The organism is Cribrihabitans neustonicus (genome assembly GCF_048820895.1).
In the GTDB taxonomy this organism is placed as follows: domain Bacteria; phylum Pseudomonadota; class Alphaproteobacteria; order Rhodobacterales; family Rhodobacteraceae; genus Cribrihabitans_A; species Cribrihabitans_A neustonicus.
This window is the reverse complement of record NZ_JBMERQ010000003.1, coordinates 245,016-264,067: the sequence shown is the minus strand read 5'-3', so window position 1 is coordinate 264,067 and position 19,052 is coordinate 245,016. Positions and strand designations below refer to the sequence as shown.

Sequence of the window (19,052 nt, the reverse complement as noted above, 5' to 3'; positions counted from 1 at the left end):
CGGCCGGGCATCCGGGCAACCCGCCTTCCCTGACCTCAGAACCGCAGCGACAGGCAGGACATGCCGCCGTCCAGCTTGGCGCAGTCGGTGTTGTCGATCTCCACTACCTCATAGCCCTCGCGTCTCAGCATCTCTGCCGTGCGCGGGAAACCCGCCGCCATCAGCACCAGGTTGTTGAAACGGATCGCATTGGCCGCGGCCTCCTCGCCTTCAGGCACGTGCAGCACGCGGTAGCCTTCGAAACAGCCCGAGGCGTCGAGCCGCCGGGTCGCCAGGACCGTATCCACATCCATCAGCGAGCAGTCGGTCTTGAAGTGCAGGACGCCTTCGGGCGTGAACACCTCGCGCAGGGGCCGGCCCCATTCGGCGCAGATTTCCGCCAGTTCGGCCACCCCCGCCGCATCGGTGCGGGCGGAGCGGCCGACCAGCACCTCGCGGCCGGTGAACAGGATGTCGCCGCCCTCGATATGGCCGGGGCCGCGGATCTGGCGCACGTCGTCGAAGCAGGCCCGGATCGCGGGGGCCATTTCCGCCACCTCGCCCAGCCGCGAAGGCGCGCCGGGGCGCATCAGCACCGCGCCTTCGGGCAGGCAAAGCGCGGTGTCCTCGACAAAGACCGCATCGGGGAAGTCCGCCAGCGGCGGCAGTTCGATCACCTCGGCGCCGGTGCTTTTCAGCGCGGCGGCGTAGGTCTCATGCGCCTTCAGCATGGCAGTGAGGTCCGGGGTGCCGGTGTCCTCGGCGCGCAGACCGTCGACGATGGACGGCGCCGGGCGGCGAATGATGGCGCGGGTGAAGTCGATGGCGGGGTTGGTCATTTGGGATCAATCCTTTGCGGGCTGAAATTGCGGCGCGGTGATTTCCAGGATGCTGGGGCCGTCCAGCCGCGCGGCGGCGGCCAGCGCATCGGCAGCGGCCTCCGGTGCGGCATCGCACCGGCTGTAGGGAATGCCGAAGGAGGCGGCGGCGGCCTGGAAATCCGGCGGCGTCGGGTCGCAGCCGACCACGCTGACACCAGCGTTCTGCATCGAGGTGGCAATCTCGCGGTAGCCGCAGTTGTTCCAGATCACGAAGGTGACGGGCAGGTTTTCGTCCACCGCCGCCATCACCTCGGGCAGGGAGAACTGCGCGCCACCGTCACCTGCCAGGCAGACCACCCGCGCTGCGGGGTCGGCAATTGAAGCGCCGATTGCGGCCGGGATCGCATAGCCTAGCGCGCCATAGCCGGTGGCGGCATTGAACCAGCCGCCCGCGCGGTCGTGATCGTAATAGAGGTTACCCGCATAAACCGGCTGGGTGGAATCCCCCACCATCAGCGCGCCGGGCACCGCGTCGCGCATCGCTTCCAGTATGGCAACCAGCGTACGGTACTCCGGGCCGATCTCCGCAAGCGCCGCGCCGCGGGCCTGGGCGGCTCGGCCGGCGCCGCCGTGGCTCGCAGGATTCTGGGGCAGCAGGCCAAGAAGCGCCTCAATCACCGTCGCGGCTGCCGCTTCGATCGCGACCTCGGCTGGATGGCGGGAGAGCTGCGCGGGGCAGACATCGGCGCGGATCAGCGCGCCCAAGGCCGGCATCCGGCCGGTGTCGTACATGTCGTAGTCGGTGGGCCCGAGCTCGGTACCAAGCGCCAGAACCGCGTCGGCGCCCGCGATCAGGCCGCGGACGGCTTCAAGGCTCGGGCTTGCGGGCACGCCCAGCGGATGGCCGAACATCACGCCGCGGGCGTTCACCGTCTGCACCACCGGCGCGTCCAGCCGCTCGGCCAGCGCCCTGAGCGCCGCACCGTCGCGCCGGACGCCGCCGCCGGCGAGGATCACCGGCCGCTTGCACCGGGCAAGCCGCGCGGCGGCCTGTTCCAGCAGGGCCGGATCGGGACCGGCACGGGCGGGCCGGCTCTCTACCGGGGCCGCTTCATGCGGTTCTCCCGCCACATCCAGCGGTATCTGGATATGGGCCGGGCCTGGGCGGCCGTCCGCAAAGGAGGCAAAGACACGCTCCAGCGCAGGCAGGAGGTCATCAGGCGCCGCCACATGCTCAGACACCAGCGCCACGGTGGAAGCCAGCGCATGCTGGTCCGGCAGCTCGTGCAGATGACCGAACCCGCGGCCCAGGCTCGCCTGCCGGTTTGCACCGGAAACCACCAGCATAGGCACCGAATCAGCGCGCGCCTGCGCCATCGCCGTGAGCGTATTGGTGAGTCCCGGCCCGGTAATCACGAAAGCCACCCCCGGCTTGCCCGAAACCCGCGCATAGCCATCCGCCATGAAGCCCGCGCCCTGTTCATGGCGCGGCGTCACGTGGCGCAAGCCGGAGTGCGCGAGCCCGCGGTAGAGCTCCACCGTGTGTACGCCCGGGATCCCAAAAACGGTGTCCGCCCCGCGTTGCTTCAGCGCGGCCACCAGTGCTTCGCCGGTGCTCGTCATGCCGCCTTCCTTTTCAGTTCTTCTGCATGCGCCACGATGCGGTCGAGTGCCGCGGCGAATTTCCCGTCATCGATTGTCAGCGCCACCCGCACCCAGGTTGGCAGGCTTTCCCCGAAGGACGCGCCGGGCATCACCGCAACGCCGCCGTTTTCCAACAGATCCAGCGCGTAGGCCTCGCCGGTGAGGCCGGTGGATGCCACGTCGATCATCGCGAACATCCCCGCATCGGGGCGGTGCACGGTGAAGCCGGTGTCACGCTCAAGCCGATCCGCCAGTTGGCCTGCGCGGGCGGCAAAGCGCGCACTCATTCCCGCGGCAACGGGCGAGCCCTCGCGCACCGCCTGTTCGGTCATGTCCGCGATGAAGGGCTGATTGCCGAACAGCATGGTCTCCGAAACCGGCAGCAGCGCGTTGCAGAAGGCTTCGGACGCGATGCACCAGCCGCTGCGGAAGCCAGGCGCAGCGTGGGACTTGGAGATCGAGGAGACCGCGATCACCCGTTCCGCCAGGTCTGGATCGGCAAGCGGCGAGGTGAAGGCGGCGCCGTCGAAAATCAGCTGCTCGTAGACCTCGTCCGAAATGATCCAGAGATCATGCTCCCGCGCGAGCGCGCCGATTTCGGCCACATCCTCCGGCGTAAGGATCGCTCCGGTGGGATTGTGGGGCGTGGTGAGCAGGATGGCGCGGGTTTGCGGCGTGATGCGGGCGGCGAGATCCCCGGCCTGCATGCGGAAGCCCGCCTCTGGGCGGAGCGGCACCGGCACCATTTCGGCACCGGAGGCCCGCACCACGCCCTCGTAGGTGGCATACATCGGATCGCCGACCAGCACCTCGTCCCCTGGCCCGGCGACGCCTGCCATCACCGCGTAGAGTGCAGTCTGCGTGCCGGGGAAACAGAGCACGTTGCCGGGAGTGAAGGCGCGGCCGCGGCTGCAGGTGTAGTACTCTGCAAGCGCTTCGCGCAGGCCGAGCTCGCCGCGGCCGTCAGAATAGCCGGTGCGCCCGGCCTGCATCGCCTGCATGGCGGCCTGCATCAGTTCGGGCGGGGTCGCCACATCCGGCTCGCCAATTGTCATCTCGATCACATCGGCGCCCGCGGCAGCCATCGCGCGTGCCTTCAGATGCACTTCCCACTTGTCGCCGCCCAGCCCCGCCAGGCGTTCGGTTATCGCAGTCGTTCTCATGGCCGTTCCGCCCTCTGTTGCAAGTCGAGTCCAATAATTGCGCCGATCGAATCGAGTCCGATGCCCGGCAGCTCGCCCGGCTCGAACGCCTCTGGCAAAGCGCCCCCCTCGAGCCACAGCCCGTCGATCACCGCGTTGCAGGCGATGGCAAGCCGATGCGCTTGCGCTGGCGGGGGCGGACGGCCGGCCTCTTCCAGCGCCGCGCTGACCAGCGCGCCGAGGCGGCCGCGGAAATCGGCATAGGTGCGGGCGTGTGTCGCCCGCATCTGCGGATCATGCTGCACCTTGTTGAGGAAGCTGGCCCAGAGCGCGATCGAGCGCGGATCCACCACCGGCGCCGTCAGGGAGGCCACCACAAAGGCCGCCAGCCGGTCCCGGGCCGAACGCTCGCCTCCGGCGGCGGCCGGCGCTGCGGTGAGATCGGTCATGAAGGTCATGTGATGCTCGTATGCGGCGGCGATCAGCTCCTCCTTGGAGGAAAAGTAATGCCTGATCAGCCCTTGCGTGACCTCCGCCCGCTCCGCAATGGCGCGCACGGTCGCGCCCCGCACACCCTTTTCCGCCACCAGCGCCAATGCCGCCTCGATCAGAGCGAGCTTGCGCTGCTCCGGCGTCTCGCGCCTGAATTTGCGGCGGTCTTCGCTCACGGGCTGGTCCTTTCGCGGGCCGGAGAAATTATACACTTGCATAATTACTGGAGGCAGGCCTTACTACAAGCCGAAAAGTGAGGAAGCCGGAAGATGCCCATCGCCGCCAGAGCCGCGCCGCCGTCAGAGCCCATCGAAGACCCAGCTTCCCGGGAAGAGGCGATCCGGGTGGAAGGGCTTCACAAATCTTTCGGCACGCTGGAGGTTCTGAAGGGCGTCTCGCTCGCCGCGCGCAAGGGCGACGTGGTGGCGGTGATCGGCGGCAGCGGCTCGGGCAAGTCGACGATGCTGCGCTGCATCAACTTTCTGGAAACACCCAGCGCGGGCCGTATCGTGATCGGCGGCGAGGAGGTGGCGATGCGGGCCGACGGGACGCCCGCCAACCGGCGCCAGATCGAGCGCATCCGCACCCGGCTCGCGATGGTGTTCCAGCAGTTCAACTTGTGGACTCACCGCACGCTTCTGGAAAACGTGATCGAAGTGCCGGTGCATGTGCTGAAGGTGCCGCGCGCCGAGGCCATCGAACGCGCCCGCGCCCTGCTCGCCCGCGTCGGACTGGAAGGCCGGGAGGAGAGTTTCCCGGCCTATCTCTCGGGCGGCCAGCAGCAGCGCGCGGCGATTGCGCGGGCGCTGGCGGTGGACCCTTCGGCGATGCTGTTCGACGAGCCGACCTCGGCGCTGGATCCCGAGCTGGTCGGCGAGGTGCTGCAGGTGATCCGCGGGCTCGCCGCCGAAGGGCGCACAATGCTGCTGGTCACGCATGAGATGAAATTTGCCTGCGAAGTCGCCGACCACGTGGTGTTCCTGCACCAGGGCCGGATCGAGGAACAGGGCGCGCCCGAGGACGTCTTTGGCAACCCGAAGTCAGCGCGGCTGCAGAAGTTCCTGGCCTCGATGCACTGACGCTGTGCCCGGCGCGCACACGACAAAAGACCGATAACAACCAAGACCATAAAACAGGGAGAGAATACCATGAAACTCAAGGCACTTCTGGGCGCGGCCACCGCCGCAGCAGCCCTTACCGCGGGCGCCGCCGCCGCCGAACAGGTCAAGATCGGCATCGCCGCGGAACCCTACCCGCCCTTCGCCTCGCCCGATTCCGCAGGCAACTGGACCGGCTGGGAGATCGAGGTGATCGGCGCGGTCTGCAAGGCCGCCGAGCTCGATTGTGTGATTACGCCGGTCGCCTGGGACGGCATTATTCCCTCGCTGACGGGCAAGCAGATCGACGCCATCATGGCCTCCATGTCGATTACCGAGGAGCGCATGAAGACCATCGATTTCAGCGATCCCTATTACAACACGCCTGCGGTGATCGTGGCGGACAAGTCTCTGGATATAGAGCCCACCCCGGCGTCGCTTGCCGGGAAGGTCGTCGGCATCCAGGCCGCCACCATCCACCAGGCTTATGCCCAGCAGTACTTCAAGGACGCCGAGCTGCGCGTCTACCAGACCCAGGACGAGGCCAACCAGGACCTGTTTGCCGGCCGCATCGACGCAACCCAGGCCGACAGCATCGCGATGGCGGATTTCGTCGCATCGGATGCGGGCGGCTGCTGCGAAATCAAGGGCGCCGTCGCGGACGATCCGGCGATTCTGGGCCGCGGCGTCGGCGCGGGCGTGCGGAAGGGCGACGATGCCCTGCGCGAGGCGCTGAACAAGGGCATCGCCCAAATCCTCGCCGATGGCACCCATGAGGCGATCACCGCCAAGTATTTCACCACCAGCATCTACTAAGGCGCTGTTGTGAATACCGTCCTCGACATGCTCGGCCTGGCCCGCAGTGCAGAACTTCTGTCGCTCTCGCCGCCCGGCTGGGGGGCCAACCTGCTGCGCGGGCTGGCCAACTCCCTGCAAATCGCCTTTGGCGCCTTCGGGGTGGGCTTGGTGATCGGGCTGTTGGGGGCCTATGGCAAGCTTTATGGCGGGAAGGTCACGCGCGACCTTCTCGCCATTTACACCACGGTGATCCGGGCGGTACCGGAACTGGTGCTGATCCTGATCCTCTATTACGTGGGCAGTGACCTCATCAATAAACTGTCCGCCGCGATGGGCGGCGGCCGGGTGGAGATCAGCGGCGTCGCCGCGGGGATCTGGGTCCTGGGTGTCGTGCAGGGCGCCTATGCCACCGAAGTGCTGCGCGGGGCGATCCAGGCGGTGCCTGCGGGCCAGATCGAGGCGGCGCGGGCCTATGGTATGCCCGGTCTGATGATCATGCGCCGGGTCACCATCCCGGCGATGATGGCCTTTGCCACGCCGGGGCTTGCGAACCTCTGGCTGATCGCCACCAAGGACACCGCGCTCCTAGCCATCGTGGGCTTTTCCGAACTGACGCTGGAGACCCGCCAGGCAGCCAGCAGCACGCGGGCGTACTTCACCTTCTTCCTTGCCGCGGGCGCGCTGTATCTCCTGGTGACGCTCTGCTCCGGCGCGGTATTTGCGCGGATCGAGAAATGGGCACGCCGCGGCCAGCCCTCATTGAAGGAGGCGCGCGGATGAACGGGGTTCGGGAGTTCCTTCAGCCGCACCGGATCGTGCTGCTGGCGCTGTTTGCGCTGCTCGTCATCTGGTGCGCTCTCTCCCTGCGCTGGGACTGGATACCGGATTATGCGCCGCTGATCCTGGAAGGCATGTGGCGCACGGTCTGGATCCTGGCGGTGACCACGGTGCTCGGCTTCCTGCTCGCGGTGCCGCTGGGCCTCGCGCAGGCGGTTGGGCCCTGGTACCTGGCCGCTCCGGCCCGCGCCTTTTGCACCGTAATCCGGGGCACGCCGCTGCTTCTGCAGATCTGGCTGTTGTATTATGGGCTGGGCTCGCTGTTCCCGCAGTTCCCATGGATCCGCTCGTCTGAGCTCTGGCCCTACCTGCGGCAGGCCTGGCCCTATGCTGTGCTGGCGCTGACCCTCTCCTACGCGGGCTATGAGGGCGAGGTAATGCGGGGGGCGTTTTCCGGCGTCGCGAAGGGGCAGCTGGAGGCGGCGAAATCCTTCGGCATGCCGCGCTTCACCATGTTCCGCCGGATCTGGCTGCCGCAGGCGGTGCGCAACGTGCTGCCGACACTCGGCGGCGAGACCATCCTGCAGCTCAAGGCCACCCCCCTGGTCGCCACCATAACGGTAATCGAGATCTATGCGGTCTCTTCCCGGGTGCGGGCCGATACCTTCGTGGTCTATGAGCCGCTGTTGCTGCTGGCAGCCTTCTACATGGCGGTTGCCGGGCTGATCTCATTGGCCTTCCGGCGGCTGGAGCAGCAGGTGCCTGCCCGCTAGCGCGGGGGATGCGACGTGTATTTCATCGCATGGCTCACGGTGAACCCATGCAGCATGGTCGACAGCAGTATGGTAAGCCCGATCAGCGCCCAGATCTGTGCCTCGTTCACGAACTCCATGTGTAGCCCCGCGTAGCAGAGGTAGTAGATCGAGCCGATCCCGCGGACCCCGTAGACCGAGACCACCAGCCGGTCGTTGCGTTCCAGCCGGCTGCCTGCGAGCGACAGCCAGCCCGCCAAGGGGCGAACAAGGACGATCATCAGCACTGCAAACAGCACCAATCCAGGCGTGAGCTCGCTGAACAAGACCGGCAGCACGCAGCCCAGGCCGACCAGCAGAATTGCCGTCAGCGCATGTTCGATGGTGGTGCAGAAATCGTGCAGGCGGCGGTGAAACCGGTGGTCGCTTTCCACCCGCCGCAGTGTCAGCCCCATCGTGGCAACCGAAATGAAGCCATAGCCCTCGGCGAGCTCGGTGGTGCCGTAACATAGAAGCACCCCGGCGAGAGCCACCACGCCGGAGCCAGTGTTGGCAAGGACAGAATGGCTGGGGATCACGAAGAGGATCTGAGCCAGCACCCAGCCGCCCCCAATGCCCATCAGGGCCCCGACACCGATCCGGTAGGCCACATCCACGAGGAGCCATTCGCCGATCCAGCCCGCCGGGTTCAGCCCCTCGGCGGCAACCAGAAGACCAAGGTAGACAAAGGGAAAGGCGAGCCCGTCATTCAGCGCGGCTTCGGTGGTGAGAGTAAAGCGCACGGTTTCCTCGTCGCCCTCGTGCGGCGGGCCGACCTGCACGTCGCCGGCAAGCACCGGGTCGGTCGGGGACAGTACCGCGCCGACCAGGAGCGCGCCCGCGACTGTCATGCCCGCAAGGCCGAGCCCAAGGAGCGCTGCGGCCAATATGGTAAGCGGCATGCCAACCAGCAGAAGCCGGAGCGTCCGGCCCCATTTCTTCCAAGGACGCAGATCATCGAGCCTCAGGCCGGAGGCAAAGAGCGCTACCAACACGGTCAGCTCGCTCACCACCTCCCAGGGTTTCGGGGTGGCGCGCGGGTCGGGCAGCGCCGGGAATTGCGGCACCAGTAGATAAAGCGCCATACCTAGAAGGATCAGAAGCGGCGCCGCCACCGGCTCACGCGTTGAGAAAAACCGCGGCACCCAGTGGGCGAGTATGATCACCGCCCCCACGCCAGCCATCAGGATGTGATAGGGAGAGAATTCGAAGAGGGAATGCGCGTCCATCAATCCTCCGCAATGGGAAATTCCGGCTAGTCCCCGCCGAGCCTAACAAGCCGGGCCGCGCTTGTCCCCCGCCGCCTGCCGAGGCCCTGGCTGCACTCAGCGCCGCCAACCCTGCTGAACCCAGCCTCGCCAAGCTTGCTGAATCAGAAAACGGGCGGACCGATGCGGCCGCCCGTCTGCCTGAATCCGCTGCGCTCAGAGCGTACGGATGAAATCATCCACCTCGCGGCGCGCCTCTTCCTTGCTGCGGCCGTATTTTTGCTGAATCTTGCCTTCCAGCGCCTCGCGGTCACCGGCAACCTGGTCGACCTCATCTTCGGTCAGCTCGCCCCATTTGGAGCGCACGTTGCCTTTCATTTCTTTCCATTTGCCTTGGACTTCGTCCCAGTTCATGGCTGTCTCCTTTTGCCCGCAGCCGGCTGCACCGGCCGTTGTTCGCATTGAATTAACGATCTTCCTGGGCGAGAGTTCCGCAGGTTTCACAATTTGTCTGGTGCCTGTGGGGCGTCCCGGCGGGAGGCAGTACAGTGGTGCTGGAGGGAGGGACGATGATCTTTGCTCTGGCCGGACTTGCCGTACTTCTATTTGCAGCGGCGGACTTCCTTCTGACCACCACTGGTATCACCGACCGCAAGCTGCCATCCCGCTGGGTGGCGGCGGTGGTCTGGAAGGGGCTTGCCAGGATCCTGCCATCGGCGGGCTGGAGCCGCACCGCGATCGGGCCGCTAGTTATGACTTCGATCGCAGTGTTCTGGATTGTCATGGTCGCACTTGGCTGGCTGCTGGTGTTTCAGGCTGCGACGGAGGCGGTGGTTCTCACCGAGGGCAAGCAGCCCGCCGGCCCGGCGCTGGACCTTGCTTATGTGGGCAAGGCGCTTTCAACACTGGGCGGCGGCATAGTGCAGCCCGGCGGGCCGCTGTGGGCGCTGATCTCGGTGGTGGTGGGTGTAAACGGCATGGTAGTGCTGACGCTGTCGGTAAGCTTTGTCTTGAACACCACCCAGTCGGTGACTCTGGGCCGGGCTTTCCTGGCCGCGGCGGAGGCGCAGGCCGAGCTGGGCCAGGACCGCAGCGGTATGCTGGACACTCTGGCGAAGCTGACCGCAAACCTGCACAGCCAGCCGCATGCGCTCTATTTTTCCACTGCCGACGCGCAGCGCCGCCTGCCCGAGGGCCTGCTGCGCTTTGCCCGCGCCTGGCATGCCGAGAAGGGCAACCTCACCGGGCTGCGGGTGATTCTGAGCGGGCTTCCGAATTTCGATGCTGGGGACTGCAGATCGGATGACGATTACCTGGATGCTCTGGCGGTCTGGTCCCAGGGCTACATCTGGAAAGAAAAAGGCGCGCGCCGCGGGATGGGCTAGGCGGTGCTGCCGGCCCCGGACAGCATCTGCGCGGCCAGGCGCAGGTCGGCCTCGAAAAGCGCCTCTGCAGCTTGCCGTTCCCCGGCGGACTGCTGGCGCAGCAGAAAAGCCGGGTGGAAAGTGATCAGAACCGGCAGGCCGGCGGCAGTATGCTCCACCGTGCCGCGCCGGGATCTTAGGCTGCTGCCCTCGCCAAGAAGCGCACCCGCCGCGGTGGCGCCCAGCGCCAGCACCAGCCGGGGCCGCACCTGAGCGAGCTCGGCGTCCAGCCACCATTTACAATGCGCCACCTCGCCTGCATTCGGACGCTCGTGCAGACGCCGCTTGCCGCGCGGCTTGAATTTGAAGTGCTTGACCGCATTAGTGACATAAGCGGCCTTGCGGTCGAGCCCGGCGCGCGCCGCCACCTGGTCCAGCAGTTGCCCGGCGGGCCCAGTGAACGGCAGGCCCGAAAGATCCTCCTGATCGCCCGGCTGCTCGCCCACAATCATCAGCGCGGCATTCTCCGGCCCCTGCCCCGGCACCGCCTGAGTCGCGTCGCGGTAGAGCGGGCAGCGGATGCAGCCACGGATGGCCTGGGCCAGCTCTCCACCGGTGCCCTGCCACGCGGGTTGCTCCGGCGGCAGCTGCGCCTGGATGCGGGCGGCACGCGCAGGCACCGGCACCGGCGCGGCGGCCGCCATCGCCCGCACCCGTTCGCTGGCGGACGCGGCAAGCTCCGGGATCGCCGCGGCCTCTGGCATGTTCTTCCAGTATTTCTTCGGCATTTCCGACTGCATCGCCCGGAGGTTCAGCCGCGCCGGGTTGAAGGTGCTGCGGAAGTAAGTGAGCCACAGCGCTTCGCTCGCGTCCTCCGGCAAGCCGGGCCGGGGCTGGCCCGGCTCGAAGCGCAGCGTGCCGCCCTCGAAAATGGCGCTCACGTCCGGCGAGAGGATACGCCAGTCCATGTCGCCGAAGCGGCGGGCAAAGAAGGCGGCGGTGGGCTCCACCGTGTGGTGCTCCGGCTCGAACCAGGCGGCAAAGGCGCGGCGCGGGGCCTCAGGGCTGCCCACCTCGCGGAAGCGCACGAAGGCCTTCATCTTGTGCTGGCAGCGGTGAACACCCTTCTCCATCCGCCGCAGCAGGGCGAGACCGGGATCGCCGCGGTCGCTCATCAGCCAAGGCGCCTCCCGCAGGCGCCAGAGGAAAGCATAAAGCCGCGCAAACCGCTCCGGATCGCTATGCCAGACCACGCTGTTCGCCAGCGCCAGAAAGCTGCGCGGCACACTTGCCACGCCCTCCCCCGCCGGTGCTGCGGCAGGAGCGGCGCCTGCGAAAAGGTCCCCCGCCGCGGGTGGGCCGGACGCATCCCCCTCCTCCGCCGCGCTGCGCCAGAGGATGCCGGAGGGCGGAACGCCCGCCGCCAGGAACCCGCGCGCCGCAGCGCGCCACGCCTCTGCAGTGCCGATCCTGGGCAGAACGGCGCGCTGCATCATAACAGGCTCAGCTGTTCCGGCGGCGGGGCAAACCGCGCGCGCAGGTCCGCGCTGTCAGTGAGCCCGCCCGGGGTCCAGCCGCCCGCGGTGATGAAGGCGCGGGCCTTCTTCATCGAAGCGCCCATTCGGGCGATATCCTCATACCGCAGGCTGCGGTGGCGGCGGGTGGCGAGGATGCGGTCCACCGTCTTCACGCCGAACCCCGGCACTCGCAGGAGCATCTCCTTGCTGGCACGGTTCACATCCAGCGGAAACAGCGCCCGGTTCGCCAGCGCCCAGGCCAGCTTGGGGTCGAGGTGCAGGTCCAGGTTGCCGCCCGGCGCGGCGGAAGTGATCTCCTCCAGCCCGAAACCGTAGAAGCGCAAGAGCCAGTCGGCCTGGTAAAGCCGGTGCTCGCGCACCAGCGGCGGGCGCACCAGCGGCAGCCGGGCCGAGCTGCCGGGGATCGGCGAGAAGGCGGAGTAGTAGACCCGCTTCAGCTTGTAGCTGGAATAAAGCCGCACCGATTGCCCCAGGATCGCCGCATCATTAGAGCCATCTGCACCGATGATCATCTGCGTCGACTGTCCGGCGGGCGCAAAGCGCGGCGGCCGCTTGCCGCGGTGGCTGGTCTCCTTCGCGCCTTCGCGGCGCAGACGCACCTCACCCATCGCCTTGCGGATCTGCGCCGGGTTCTTCTCCGGCGCGTGGCGGCGCACGGCATCATCGGTGGGCAGCTCCACGTTGATCGACAGCCGGTCTGCCAGGCGGCCCGCCTCGGCGATCAGCTCAGGCGCGGCATCGGGGATGGTCTTCAGGTGGATGTAGCCGCGGAAGTTCTCCTCCTCCCGCAGTTTGCGGGCGATGCGCACCATGTCCCCCATCGTATCGTCAGGCGAGCGGATGATGCCGGAGGAAAGAAACAGCCCCTCGATATAATTGCGGCGGTAAAACTCGATGGTGAGCTTCACCACCTCGTCGACGCTGAACCGCGCCCGGGTCACGTCCGAGGACACCCGGTTGATGCAGTAGGAGCAGTCGTAGATACAGAAGTTCGTCATCAGGATCTTCAAAAGGCTGATGCAGCGCCCGTCGGGCGCATAGGCGTGGCAGATGCCCGCGCCGCCGCTTGAGCCAAGCCCGCCGCTTCGGCTGTCGCGTTTTTCGGTGCCCGAGGATGCACAGGAGGCGTCGTATTTTGCCGCATCCGCCAGAATCTCGAGCTTCTGTTGTAAGGTTTGACGTGCCATGCTGTTCTCTATATGTTCTCATTTAGGCAAAGGCAATTGCCCTGTGCGTCATCCGGCCGGAACCTGCGCACGGCTTCGGCGTTAGTCCAGGACAGGGCGGCCGCACAGCGGGGCAAAGGCCGCACGTCCGGGAAGGAGTGCAATTTGGCCCAGTCAGGCCCAGCAAACGCGGAAAGGGCGGATCCCGCAGCGCTGCTGCACCCCCGGCCTGCCGGACTGTATTGTCCCCCCGGCGATTTTTACATCGATCCGATGAATCCGGTGCCGCGCGCGATGATCACCCACGGCCACGCCGATCACGCCCGTGCAGGCCACGGCACCGTCTGGGCCAGCCGCCAAACGCTCGACATCATGGCAATCCGTTATGGCGAGGCCTTTTGCGAGACAGCCATCCCGGTTGACGGCCCCGTGCAGGTGAACGGCGTCACCGCCACTTTCACCCCTGCGGGGCATGTGCTCGGTTCCTGTCAGATCACAGTGAGCGACGGAGCGACGCGGATCACCGTCTCCGGCGATTATGCCCGCGACAAGAATCCCTCCTGCGCGCCTTACGAGCCCGCCCCTTGCGATGTTTTCGTAACGGAAGCGACCTTCGGCCTGCCGGTCTTCGACCACCCTGACCCAATGGCAGAAATTGCAAAACTCCTCACGTCTGTCACAGCCCAGCCGGAACGCTGCCACCTCGTCGGGGCCTATGCGCTTGGAAAGGCGCAGCGGGTGATCGCGCTCCTGCGCGCGGCTGGCTGGGACAAGCCCGTCTATCTGCATGGCGCGCTGCAACGGTTGTGCGACTACTATATCTCGCAGGGGATCGAACTGGGGGAGCTGCGCCCCGCCACTGCGGAGACCGGCAAGGACGCCTTCAAAGGGCAAATCATCCTCGGGCCGCCATCCGCCTTTGCCGCCGCCTGGGCGCAGCGCTTCCCGGATCCGGTGGTGTGCTTCGCAAGCGGCTGGATGCAGGTGCGCGCCCGGGCCCGCCAGCGCGGAGTGGAGTTGCCCCTGGTGTTGAGCGATCATGCCGACTGGACCGGCCTCACCCGCACTATCAAGGAGCTCGCCCCGCGGGAGGTCTGGGTCACCCACGGGCGGGAGGACGCGCTGGTGCGCTGGTGCGCGCTGAACCAGATTGCCGCGCGGCCGCTGCGGCTGGTCGGTTACGAAGACGAGGCCGAGTAATGCAGGAATTCGCCCGCCTTCTTGAGCAGCTTGCTTTCACCCCGTCGCGCAACGGCAAGATCGCGCATCTGAAAACCGCCTTCTCCTCGATGGGCGACCCGGCGCGCGGCTACGCTCTGGCGGCTTTCACTGGGGATTTGAACCTTCGGCAAGTGACGCCCTCCTTGCTCCGCACGCTGGTTGCGGAGCGCACCGATCCCGAGCTTTTCCGGCTGTCTTATGAATTTGTCGGTGATCTGGCGGAGACCGTTGCGCTGATCTGGCCGCAGCAGGCAGAAGCCGTGCCACTGACCCTCCCGGACGCGGTGGCTGAACTGTCCGCCACGCCAAAGGCCGCCTTGCCGGCGCTGATCGAACGGCGGCTCGGGGCGCTGCTGCCCTCCGAGCGTTACGCCTATCTGAAACTGGCCACCGGCGGCCTGCGCGTCGGCGTCTCGGGGCGGCTGGCACGGACGGCGCTTGCCGAATACGGCAGCGTCGCGGTGGAGGAGATCGAGGAACTGTGGCACGCCCTCACCCCGCCCTACCGGCCGCTGTTCGCCTGGCTCGACGGCGGCGAAAAACCCGTAAGCCTCGCGGCGGCGCCATTCCGGCCGGTGATGCTCTCCACCCCCATCACTGAAAAGGATCTGGAGACGCTTGAGCCTGCCGAGTTCATCTCGGAATGGAAGTGGGACGGCATCCGGGTCCAGGCCAGCAACGACGGCGGCGTGCGGCGGATCTATACCCGCACGGGCGAAGATATCTCGGCCGCCTTCCCCGACCTTGCGGAGGCGCTGGATTTCTCCGGCACGCTGGACGGCGAACTGTTGGTGAGGCGGGGCAGCGAGGTCGCGGCCTTTGGCGACTTGCAGAAACGGCTGGGCCGAAAGCGGGTGGGCAAGTCGCTACTGGAAAGCCATCCCGCCGCGCTTCGGGCCTATGACCTCCTGGTCTGGAACGGCGAGGATCTGCGGGGCAAGCCGCTGGAGGCGCGGCTGCGGGCGCTTAACGCCTGCGTGGCGGAGCTCGCTTCCCCCCGCATCGACATCTCGCCGCCATTGGCGTTTGCCACCTGGCAGGAACTCGCGGCCCTGCGCGCCGCGCCGCCCGAGACGGTGATCGAGGGCGTGATGCTCAAGCGCCGCGACAGCGCCTACCTTGCGGGGCGCAAGCGCGGCTACTGGTATAAGTGGAAGCGGGACCCGATGCTGGTCGATGCGGTGATGCTTTATGCCCAGCGCGGCCACGGCAAGCGCTCGGGTTATTACTCGGATTTCACCTTCGGGGTCTGGGACGGCGAGGCGCTGGTGCCAGTGGGCAAGGCCTATTTCGGCTTTACCGATGCCGAGCTGAAAGCGCTCGACCGCTTCGTCCGCAACAACACCACCGACCGATTCGGGCCGGTGCGGGCCGTGAAACCGGAATTGGTGCTGGAAGTGGCCTTCGAGGGGCTGAACCGCTCTTCCCGCCACAAGAGCGGCGTCGCCATGCGGTTTCCCCGCATCAACCGCATACGCAGCGATAAACCAGCATCAGAAGCCGGGACATTGGCGGAACTGAAAGAATTGCTTTAGGAAATCGTGCCTAGGCTACGTCCCTGGAGGCAGACGGCGCGGCAGCGCGGAAAGCGGTCCTACAGAGGAGCAGGAATGACCCGTAAGATCCTGGCCTATGGCGTATTTTTTCTGGCGCTGGCCTTTGCGCTTGCGCCCTACTTCACCGGCGGTTTCGCCGGATATTCCGCCGAACAGCTGCCCTACCCGCAGCCCAACCCGCCAATGCAGCCGGCGGGCTGGGCCTTCTCGATCTGGGGGCTGATTTACCTGTGGCTGCTGGCCGGCGCGGGCTATGGGGCGTGGAAAGCGCCACGCAGCGGCAATTGGCACCGGATGCGTCAACCCCTCGCCTTGAGCCTGGCGCTCGGGATATTCTGGCTGCCGGCCGCCAATAGCGCGCCGGTAGCAGCGACGGTGATGATCCTGCTGATGACGGCGGGCGCGATTGCCGCAGTGCTGCGCGCCAACATCCACAACAGGATCTGGAAACGCGGGCCTGTGGGGCTTTACGCAGGCTGGCTGACAGCAGCCTCGGGCGTATCCCTCAGCATCGTTCTGCCCGGTTTCGGCCTCATGGGAGCGGAAGCTGCCGCCATCCTCTGTCTCGCCCTGGTGCTGGCGGTGACGGTGATCGTGCAGACGCTGCGGCCCGTTGCCTGGACCTATACCGCGGCGGTCTGCTGGGCGCTGTTTGCGCTCCTGGTGGGCCACGCAGCCGATGGCCACAGCCAGCCTGTCAAGGTTTTGGCGGCGCTTGGCCTCTTACTGCTTACGGCGCGCGCAATAATCGGAGTGGTGCGGCACGCCCGGCAAGCCCCGGCCTGAAGCTGGCTGTGCGTTTCGGGCTGGCCGGCCCGCTCGATCTGCCCCCCGGCACCGCAGAAAGCGGGCAAGCCCGCACCCGCCCGGCCGCGCTCACAGCCCGTCGGGCAACGGGCTGCTGCCGTCAGTCGCGCGTAAAGGCAGCCCATAGTCCCGGGAACCGGCAGCATGCCGCTTGGACCGCCCTTCGGTGCGGCGATTCCCGCTGATAGCCCTCCTCTGCGCACACATTCTTTGGAACTCTCCCGGTCTTGCGAAGTTGTCCCCCGGCAACGGCGCAAAACCTGCCGTCCTGAGAAGTCAAAAGGAGAAAACCAATGCAGAAGCAGTTCCTTACCCTCGCCGCCTCCGCTCTGGCCCTTGTTGCGGGCCCGGGTCTGGCTGCCACCTCCGCCATGGCCGTGACCGACCTGAACCTGCGCGCAGGCCCCGGTCCCCAGCATGAAGTGATCGGCGTGATCACAAAGGACGCCAGCGCCGACATCGAAGGCTGCCTGGAAGACAGCAAATGGTGCAAGGTGACCTATGACGGCACCACCGGCTGGGCCTACGGCGAGTACCTCGGCGGCGCAGACGCAGAAGCTGAAACCCAGACTTTCGTGCCCGTGGTCTCGAGCCAGTCCACCATCGAGACCGGCACCGTGACCTACGAGAATGAAGACCACGCAGGCGCCGTGGCCGGCAGCGGCACCGTCGGCGCAGTCGCAGGCGCGCTGATCGGCGGCCCGGTTGGCGCTGCAGCAGGCGCTATCATCGGCGGCACCGCAGGTGCGCTGGCCGAACCGGCCGAGGAGGTGGTGAGCTACGTGCGCACCAACAAAGTCGAGCCAGTCTACCTGGAAGGTGAAGTGGTAACCGGCGTGCAGCTGCCGGAAACCGTGGAACTGAAGGAAATCCCGGACTCCGAGTACCGCTACGTCTACGTGAACAACGTTCCCGTACTGGTCGAAGCGGAGAACCGCACCGTGGTTCACATCGTCCGCTAACGCAGCAGACAACCGAAGGGCAGCGCCAGTGCGCTGCCCTTTTTCGTGACGCCGCCCTGCCCTTGCGCGGGGCGTCAGTGCTTCAGGCGGAAGCGCTGTATCTTGCCGGTTTCGGTCTTCGGCAACGCCTCGGTGAAGACCACCGACCGCGGATACTTGTAGGGCGCGATCGTCGCCTTCACGTGATCCTGCAGCAGCTTGACCAGCGCATCCGAGGCTGTGTGGCCTTCCGCCAGCACCACATGCGCCTCGACGATCTCGCCCCGCGCGTCATCCGGCGCGCCGATCACCGCGCATTCGGCCACCGCCTCATGCGCCAGCAGCGCCGCCTCCACCTCCGGCCCCGCGATGTTGTAGCCGGCCGAAACGATCATGTCGTCGTTGCGCGCGGCAAAGTGCAGGTAGCCGTCGGTATCCATCACGAAACTGTCGCCGGTGACGTTCCAGCCGTCCCGCACGTACTCCGCCTGCCGGTCATCAGCGAGGTAACGGCAGCCGGTCGGCCCCTTCACGGCAAGCCGCCCCACCTCGCCGCGCGGCGCCTCGTTGCCGTCCGCATCCAGCACTCTGACCTGGTAGCCGGCCACGGGCTTGCCGGTGCAGGCCGGGCGGTGATCGTCGAAGCGGTTGGTGATGAAGATATGCAGCATCTCGGTGGCGCCGATCCCGTCCAGCATCGGCTTGCCGGTCTTGGCGATCCAGTCCTCGTAAACCGGCGCGGGCAGCGTCTCCCCGGCGGACACGGCGGCCCGCAGCGAGGATAGGTCCGCCCCCTCCTCCATCGCCCTGAGCATCACCCGGTAGGCGGTGGGCGCGGTGAAGCAGACGGTGGCGCGGTAGGTCTCGATGATCTCGATCAGGTTCGGGGGGGAGGCATTCTCCAGGAGCGTCGCGGCCGCCCCGAAGCGCAGCGGGAAGATTGCGAGCCCCCCGAGCCCGAAGGTAAAGGCCAGCGGCGGCGAGCCGACAAAAACATCCTCCGGCTGCACGTCCAGGACCTCACGGGCGTAGCCGTCGGCGATGATCAGCAAGTCGCGGTGGAAATGCATCGTTGCCTTGGGCGATCCGGTGGTGCCCGAGGTGAAGCCCAGAAGCGCCACGTCGTCCCGGCCCGTTGGCACCGCCTCGTAGGTCACCGGCTTCTGCAGCGCCAGCCGGTCCAGTTCGGCGTCGTGGTTGGAGGTGCCGTCAAAGCCCACCACCGTCTTCAGGAACTTCGAGGTCTTGGCGCAGGCAACCAGCTCGTCCTTCAGCCGGGTGTCGCAGAGGGCATGGCTGATCTCGGCCTTGTCGACAATCTTGGACAGCTCTCCGGCACGCAGCATCGGCATGGTATTGACCACCACCGCCCCCGCCTTGGTCGCGGCCAGCCAGCAGGCCACCATTGCCGGGTTGTTGGCGGAGCGGATCAGCACCCGGTTGCCGGGCTTCACGCCCAGATCCTCGGTCAGCGCGCGCGCCAGCCGGTTGGTCCAGTCGCTCAGTTCCTTGTAAGTGCGGCGGCGGCCGTTGCCGATCAGCGCGGTATGGTCGCCAAAGCCCTTGGCAACCATCGCGTCGGTCAGCTCCACAGCGGCGTTGAGCCGCTCGGGGTAGTCGAAACCGTCGAGCAGGAACTCGGGCCATTGCTCCGCAGGCGGCAGGTTGTCGCGCGTGAAAGTATCCTCGTGGGCAGACGGTCCCAGCATC

Annotated in this window: 18 protein-coding genes; 9 read left to right on the top strand and 9 right to left on the bottom strand. The window is 66.8% G+C overall.

The window, feature by feature from the left end; genetic code table 11:
• Positions 1–35: 35 nt before the first annotated feature.
• From ACOHWE_RS10730 to ACOHWE_RS10715, 4 genes are read right to left on the bottom strand one after another with little or no spacing between them, the layout of a single operon-like run.
• Positions 36–818 (bottom strand): dimethylarginine dimethylaminohydrolase family protein, encoded by a 783-nt coding sequence (locus ACOHWE_RS10730; protein WP_420666275.1) that lies wholly within the window; start codon positions 816–818, stop codon positions 36–38.
• A gap of 6 nt (positions 819–824) precedes the next feature.
• Positions 825–2,423, bottom strand: a complete 1,599-nt coding sequence (locus tag ACOHWE_RS10725; RefSeq protein WP_420666273.1) for a 5-guanidino-2-oxopentanoate decarboxylase — start codon at positions 2,421–2,423, stop codon at positions 825–827.
• Positions 2,420–3,607, bottom strand: coding sequence for a pyridoxal phosphate-dependent aminotransferase (locus ACOHWE_RS10720; protein ID WP_420666272.1), 1,188 nt, complete (start codon positions 3,605–3,607; stop codon positions 2,420–2,422). The genes ACOHWE_RS10725 and ACOHWE_RS10720 overlap by 4 nt, the downstream gene beginning before the upstream one ends.
• Entirely contained in the window at positions 3,604–4,254 is a 651-nt protein-coding gene (locus ACOHWE_RS10715; protein ID WP_420666271.1) for a TetR family transcriptional regulator C-terminal domain-containing protein, read from the bottom strand. The genes ACOHWE_RS10720 and ACOHWE_RS10715 overlap by 4 nt, the downstream gene beginning before the upstream one ends.
• A gap of 93 nt (positions 4,255–4,347) precedes the next feature.
• Here ACOHWE_RS10715 and ACOHWE_RS10710 point away from each other — a divergent pair, with 93 nt between their 5' ends.
• The 4 genes from ACOHWE_RS10710 to ACOHWE_RS10695 all read left to right on the top strand — a co-directional run bounded on the left by ACOHWE_RS10710 (position 4,348) and on the right by ACOHWE_RS10695 (position 7,523).
• Complete coding sequence (locus ACOHWE_RS10710; protein WP_420666270.1) at positions 4,348–5,157, top strand: ABC transporter ATP-binding protein; 810 nt, start codon at positions 4,348–4,350, stop codon at positions 5,155–5,157.
• Positions 5,158–5,226: 69 nt separating this feature from the next.
• On the top strand, positions 5,227–5,991 hold the full coding sequence (locus tag ACOHWE_RS10705) for a transporter substrate-binding domain-containing protein (RefSeq protein ID WP_420666269.1): 765 nt from the start codon (positions 5,227–5,229) through the stop codon (positions 5,989–5,991).
• Between the two features lie 27 nt (positions 5,992–6,018).
• Positions 6,019–6,753 (top strand): ABC transporter permease, encoded by a 735-nt coding sequence (locus ACOHWE_RS10700; protein ID WP_420666450.1) that lies wholly within the window; start codon positions 6,019–6,021, stop codon positions 6,751–6,753.
• Complete coding sequence (locus tag ACOHWE_RS10695) at positions 6,750–7,523, top strand: ABC transporter permease (protein WP_420666267.1); 774 nt, start codon at positions 6,750–6,752, stop codon at positions 7,521–7,523. Before ACOHWE_RS10700 ends, ACOHWE_RS10695 begins: the two co-directional genes overlap by 4 nt.
• Here ACOHWE_RS10695 and ACOHWE_RS10690 read toward each other — a convergent pair.
• Positions 7,520–8,770, bottom strand: a complete 1,251-nt coding sequence (locus ACOHWE_RS10690; RefSeq protein ID WP_420666266.1) for a cation:proton antiporter — start codon at positions 8,768–8,770, stop codon at positions 7,520–7,522. The genes ACOHWE_RS10695 and ACOHWE_RS10690 overlap by 4 nt on opposite strands.
• 195 nt (positions 8,771–8,965) lie before the next feature.
• Positions 8,966–9,163, bottom strand: a complete 198-nt coding sequence (locus tag ACOHWE_RS10685) for a CsbD family protein (RefSeq protein ID WP_420666264.1) — start codon at positions 9,161–9,163, stop codon at positions 8,966–8,968.
• A gap of 134 nt (positions 9,164–9,297) precedes the next feature.
• Here ACOHWE_RS10685 and ACOHWE_RS10680 point away from each other — a divergent pair, with 134 nt between their 5' ends.
• The gene (locus ACOHWE_RS10680) at positions 9,298–10,134 is read left to right on the top strand and encodes a hypothetical protein (RefSeq protein ID WP_420666263.1); all 837 of its coding nucleotides are present in this window, start codon (positions 9,298–9,300) and stop codon (positions 10,132–10,134) included.
• Here ACOHWE_RS10680 and ACOHWE_RS10675 read toward each other — a convergent pair.
• Entirely contained in the window at positions 10,131–11,606 is a 1,476-nt protein-coding gene (locus ACOHWE_RS10675; protein WP_420666448.1) for a UdgX family uracil-DNA binding protein, read from the bottom strand. The two genes, ACOHWE_RS10680 and ACOHWE_RS10675, sit on opposite strands and share 4 nt — an antisense overlap.
• A complete protein-coding gene (locus tag ACOHWE_RS10670) occupies positions 11,606–12,838 on the bottom strand; it encodes a putative DNA modification/repair radical SAM protein (protein WP_420666261.1) in 1,233 nt (410 codons plus the stop codon). Before ACOHWE_RS10670 ends, ACOHWE_RS10675 begins: the two co-directional genes overlap by 1 nt.
• A 144-nt stretch (positions 12,839–12,982) precedes the next feature.
• On the opposite strand from ACOHWE_RS10670, the gene ACOHWE_RS10665 reads away from it, so the two are divergent.
• The 4 genes from ACOHWE_RS10665 (at position 12,983) to ACOHWE_RS10650 (ending at position 17,363) form a co-directional block, all read left to right on the top strand.
• A complete protein-coding gene (locus ACOHWE_RS10665; RefSeq protein ID WP_420666259.1) occupies positions 12,983–14,017 on the top strand; it encodes a ligase-associated DNA damage response exonuclease in 1,035 nt (344 codons plus the stop codon).
• A complete protein-coding gene (locus ACOHWE_RS10660; RefSeq protein WP_420666257.1) occupies positions 14,017–15,573 on the top strand; it encodes a cisplatin damage response ATP-dependent DNA ligase in 1,557 nt (518 codons plus the stop codon). The genes ACOHWE_RS10665 and ACOHWE_RS10660 overlap by 1 nt, the downstream gene beginning before the upstream one ends.
• Before the next feature lie 75 nt (positions 15,574–15,648).
• Positions 15,649–16,380 (top strand): tryptophan-rich sensory protein, encoded by a 732-nt coding sequence (locus ACOHWE_RS10655; protein WP_420666255.1) that lies wholly within the window; start codon positions 15,649–15,651, stop codon positions 16,378–16,380.
• Positions 16,381–16,694: 314 nt separating this feature from the next.
• Complete coding sequence (locus tag ACOHWE_RS10650; protein WP_420666254.1) at positions 16,695–17,363, top strand: DUF1236 domain-containing protein; 669 nt, start codon at positions 16,695–16,697, stop codon at positions 17,361–17,363.
• 74 nt (positions 17,364–17,437) lie between these two features.
• Here ACOHWE_RS10650 and ACOHWE_RS10645 read toward each other — a convergent pair whose 3' ends face one another.
• Entirely contained in the window at positions 17,438–19,051 is a 1,614-nt protein-coding gene (locus ACOHWE_RS10645) for an AMP-binding protein (RefSeq protein ID WP_420666252.1), read from the bottom strand.
• Position 19,052 lies beyond the last annotated feature (1 nt).

Excerpts from the sequence above, each read along its gene's own strand:
- ACOHWE_RS10730 (WP_420666275.1), bottom strand. The coding sequence starts at position 818 with ATGACCAACCCCGCCATCGACTTCACCCGCGCCATCATTCGCCGCCCG.
- ACOHWE_RS10675 (WP_420666448.1), bottom strand. The coding sequence starts at position 11,606 with ATGCAGCGCGCCGTTCTGCCCAGGATCGGCACTGCAGAGGCGTGGCGC.
- ACOHWE_RS10655 (WP_420666255.1), top strand. The coding sequence starts at position 15,649 with ATGACCCGTAAGATCCTGGCCTATGGCGTATTTTTTCTGGCGCTGGCC.
- ACOHWE_RS10690 (WP_420666266.1), bottom strand. The coding sequence starts at position 8,770 with ATGGACGCGCATTCCCTCTTCGAATTCTCTCCCTATCACATCCTGATG.
- ACOHWE_RS10700 (WP_420666450.1), top strand. The coding sequence starts at position 6,019 with ATGCTCGGCCTGGCCCGCAGTGCAGAACTTCTGTCGCTCTCGCCGCCC.
- ACOHWE_RS10720 (WP_420666272.1), bottom strand. The coding sequence starts at position 3,607 with ATGAGAACGACTGCGATAACCGAACGCCTGGCGGGGCTGGGCGGCGAC.
- ACOHWE_RS10710 (WP_420666270.1), top strand. The coding sequence starts at position 4,348 with ATGCCCATCGCCGCCAGAGCCGCGCCGCCGTCAGAGCCCATCGAAGAC.
- ACOHWE_RS10695 (WP_420666267.1), top strand. The coding sequence starts at position 6,750 with ATGAACGGGGTTCGGGAGTTCCTTCAGCCGCACCGGATCGTGCTGCTG.
- ACOHWE_RS10650 (WP_420666254.1), top strand. The coding sequence starts at position 16,695 with ATGCAGAAGCAGTTCCTTACCCTCGCCGCCTCCGCTCTGGCCCTTGTT.
- ACOHWE_RS10670 (WP_420666261.1), bottom strand. The coding sequence starts at position 12,838 with ATGGCACGTCAAACCTTACAACAGAAGCTCGAGATTCTGGCGGATGCG.
- ACOHWE_RS10660 (WP_420666257.1), top strand. The coding sequence starts at position 14,017 with ATGCAGGAATTCGCCCGCCTTCTTGAGCAGCTTGCTTTCACCCCGTCG.
- ACOHWE_RS10725 (WP_420666273.1), bottom strand. The coding sequence starts at position 2,423 with ATGACGAGCACCGGCGAAGCACTGGTGGCCGCGCTGAAGCAACGCGGG.
- ACOHWE_RS10705 (WP_420666269.1), top strand. The coding sequence starts at position 5,227 with ATGAAACTCAAGGCACTTCTGGGCGCGGCCACCGCCGCAGCAGCCCTT.
- ACOHWE_RS10685 (WP_420666264.1), bottom strand. The coding sequence starts at position 9,163 with ATGAACTGGGACGAAGTCCAAGGCAAATGGAAAGAAATGAAAGGCAAC.
- ACOHWE_RS10645 (WP_420666252.1), bottom strand. The coding sequence starts at position 19,051 with ATGCTGGGACCGTCTGCCCACGAGGATACTTTCACGCGCGACAACCTG.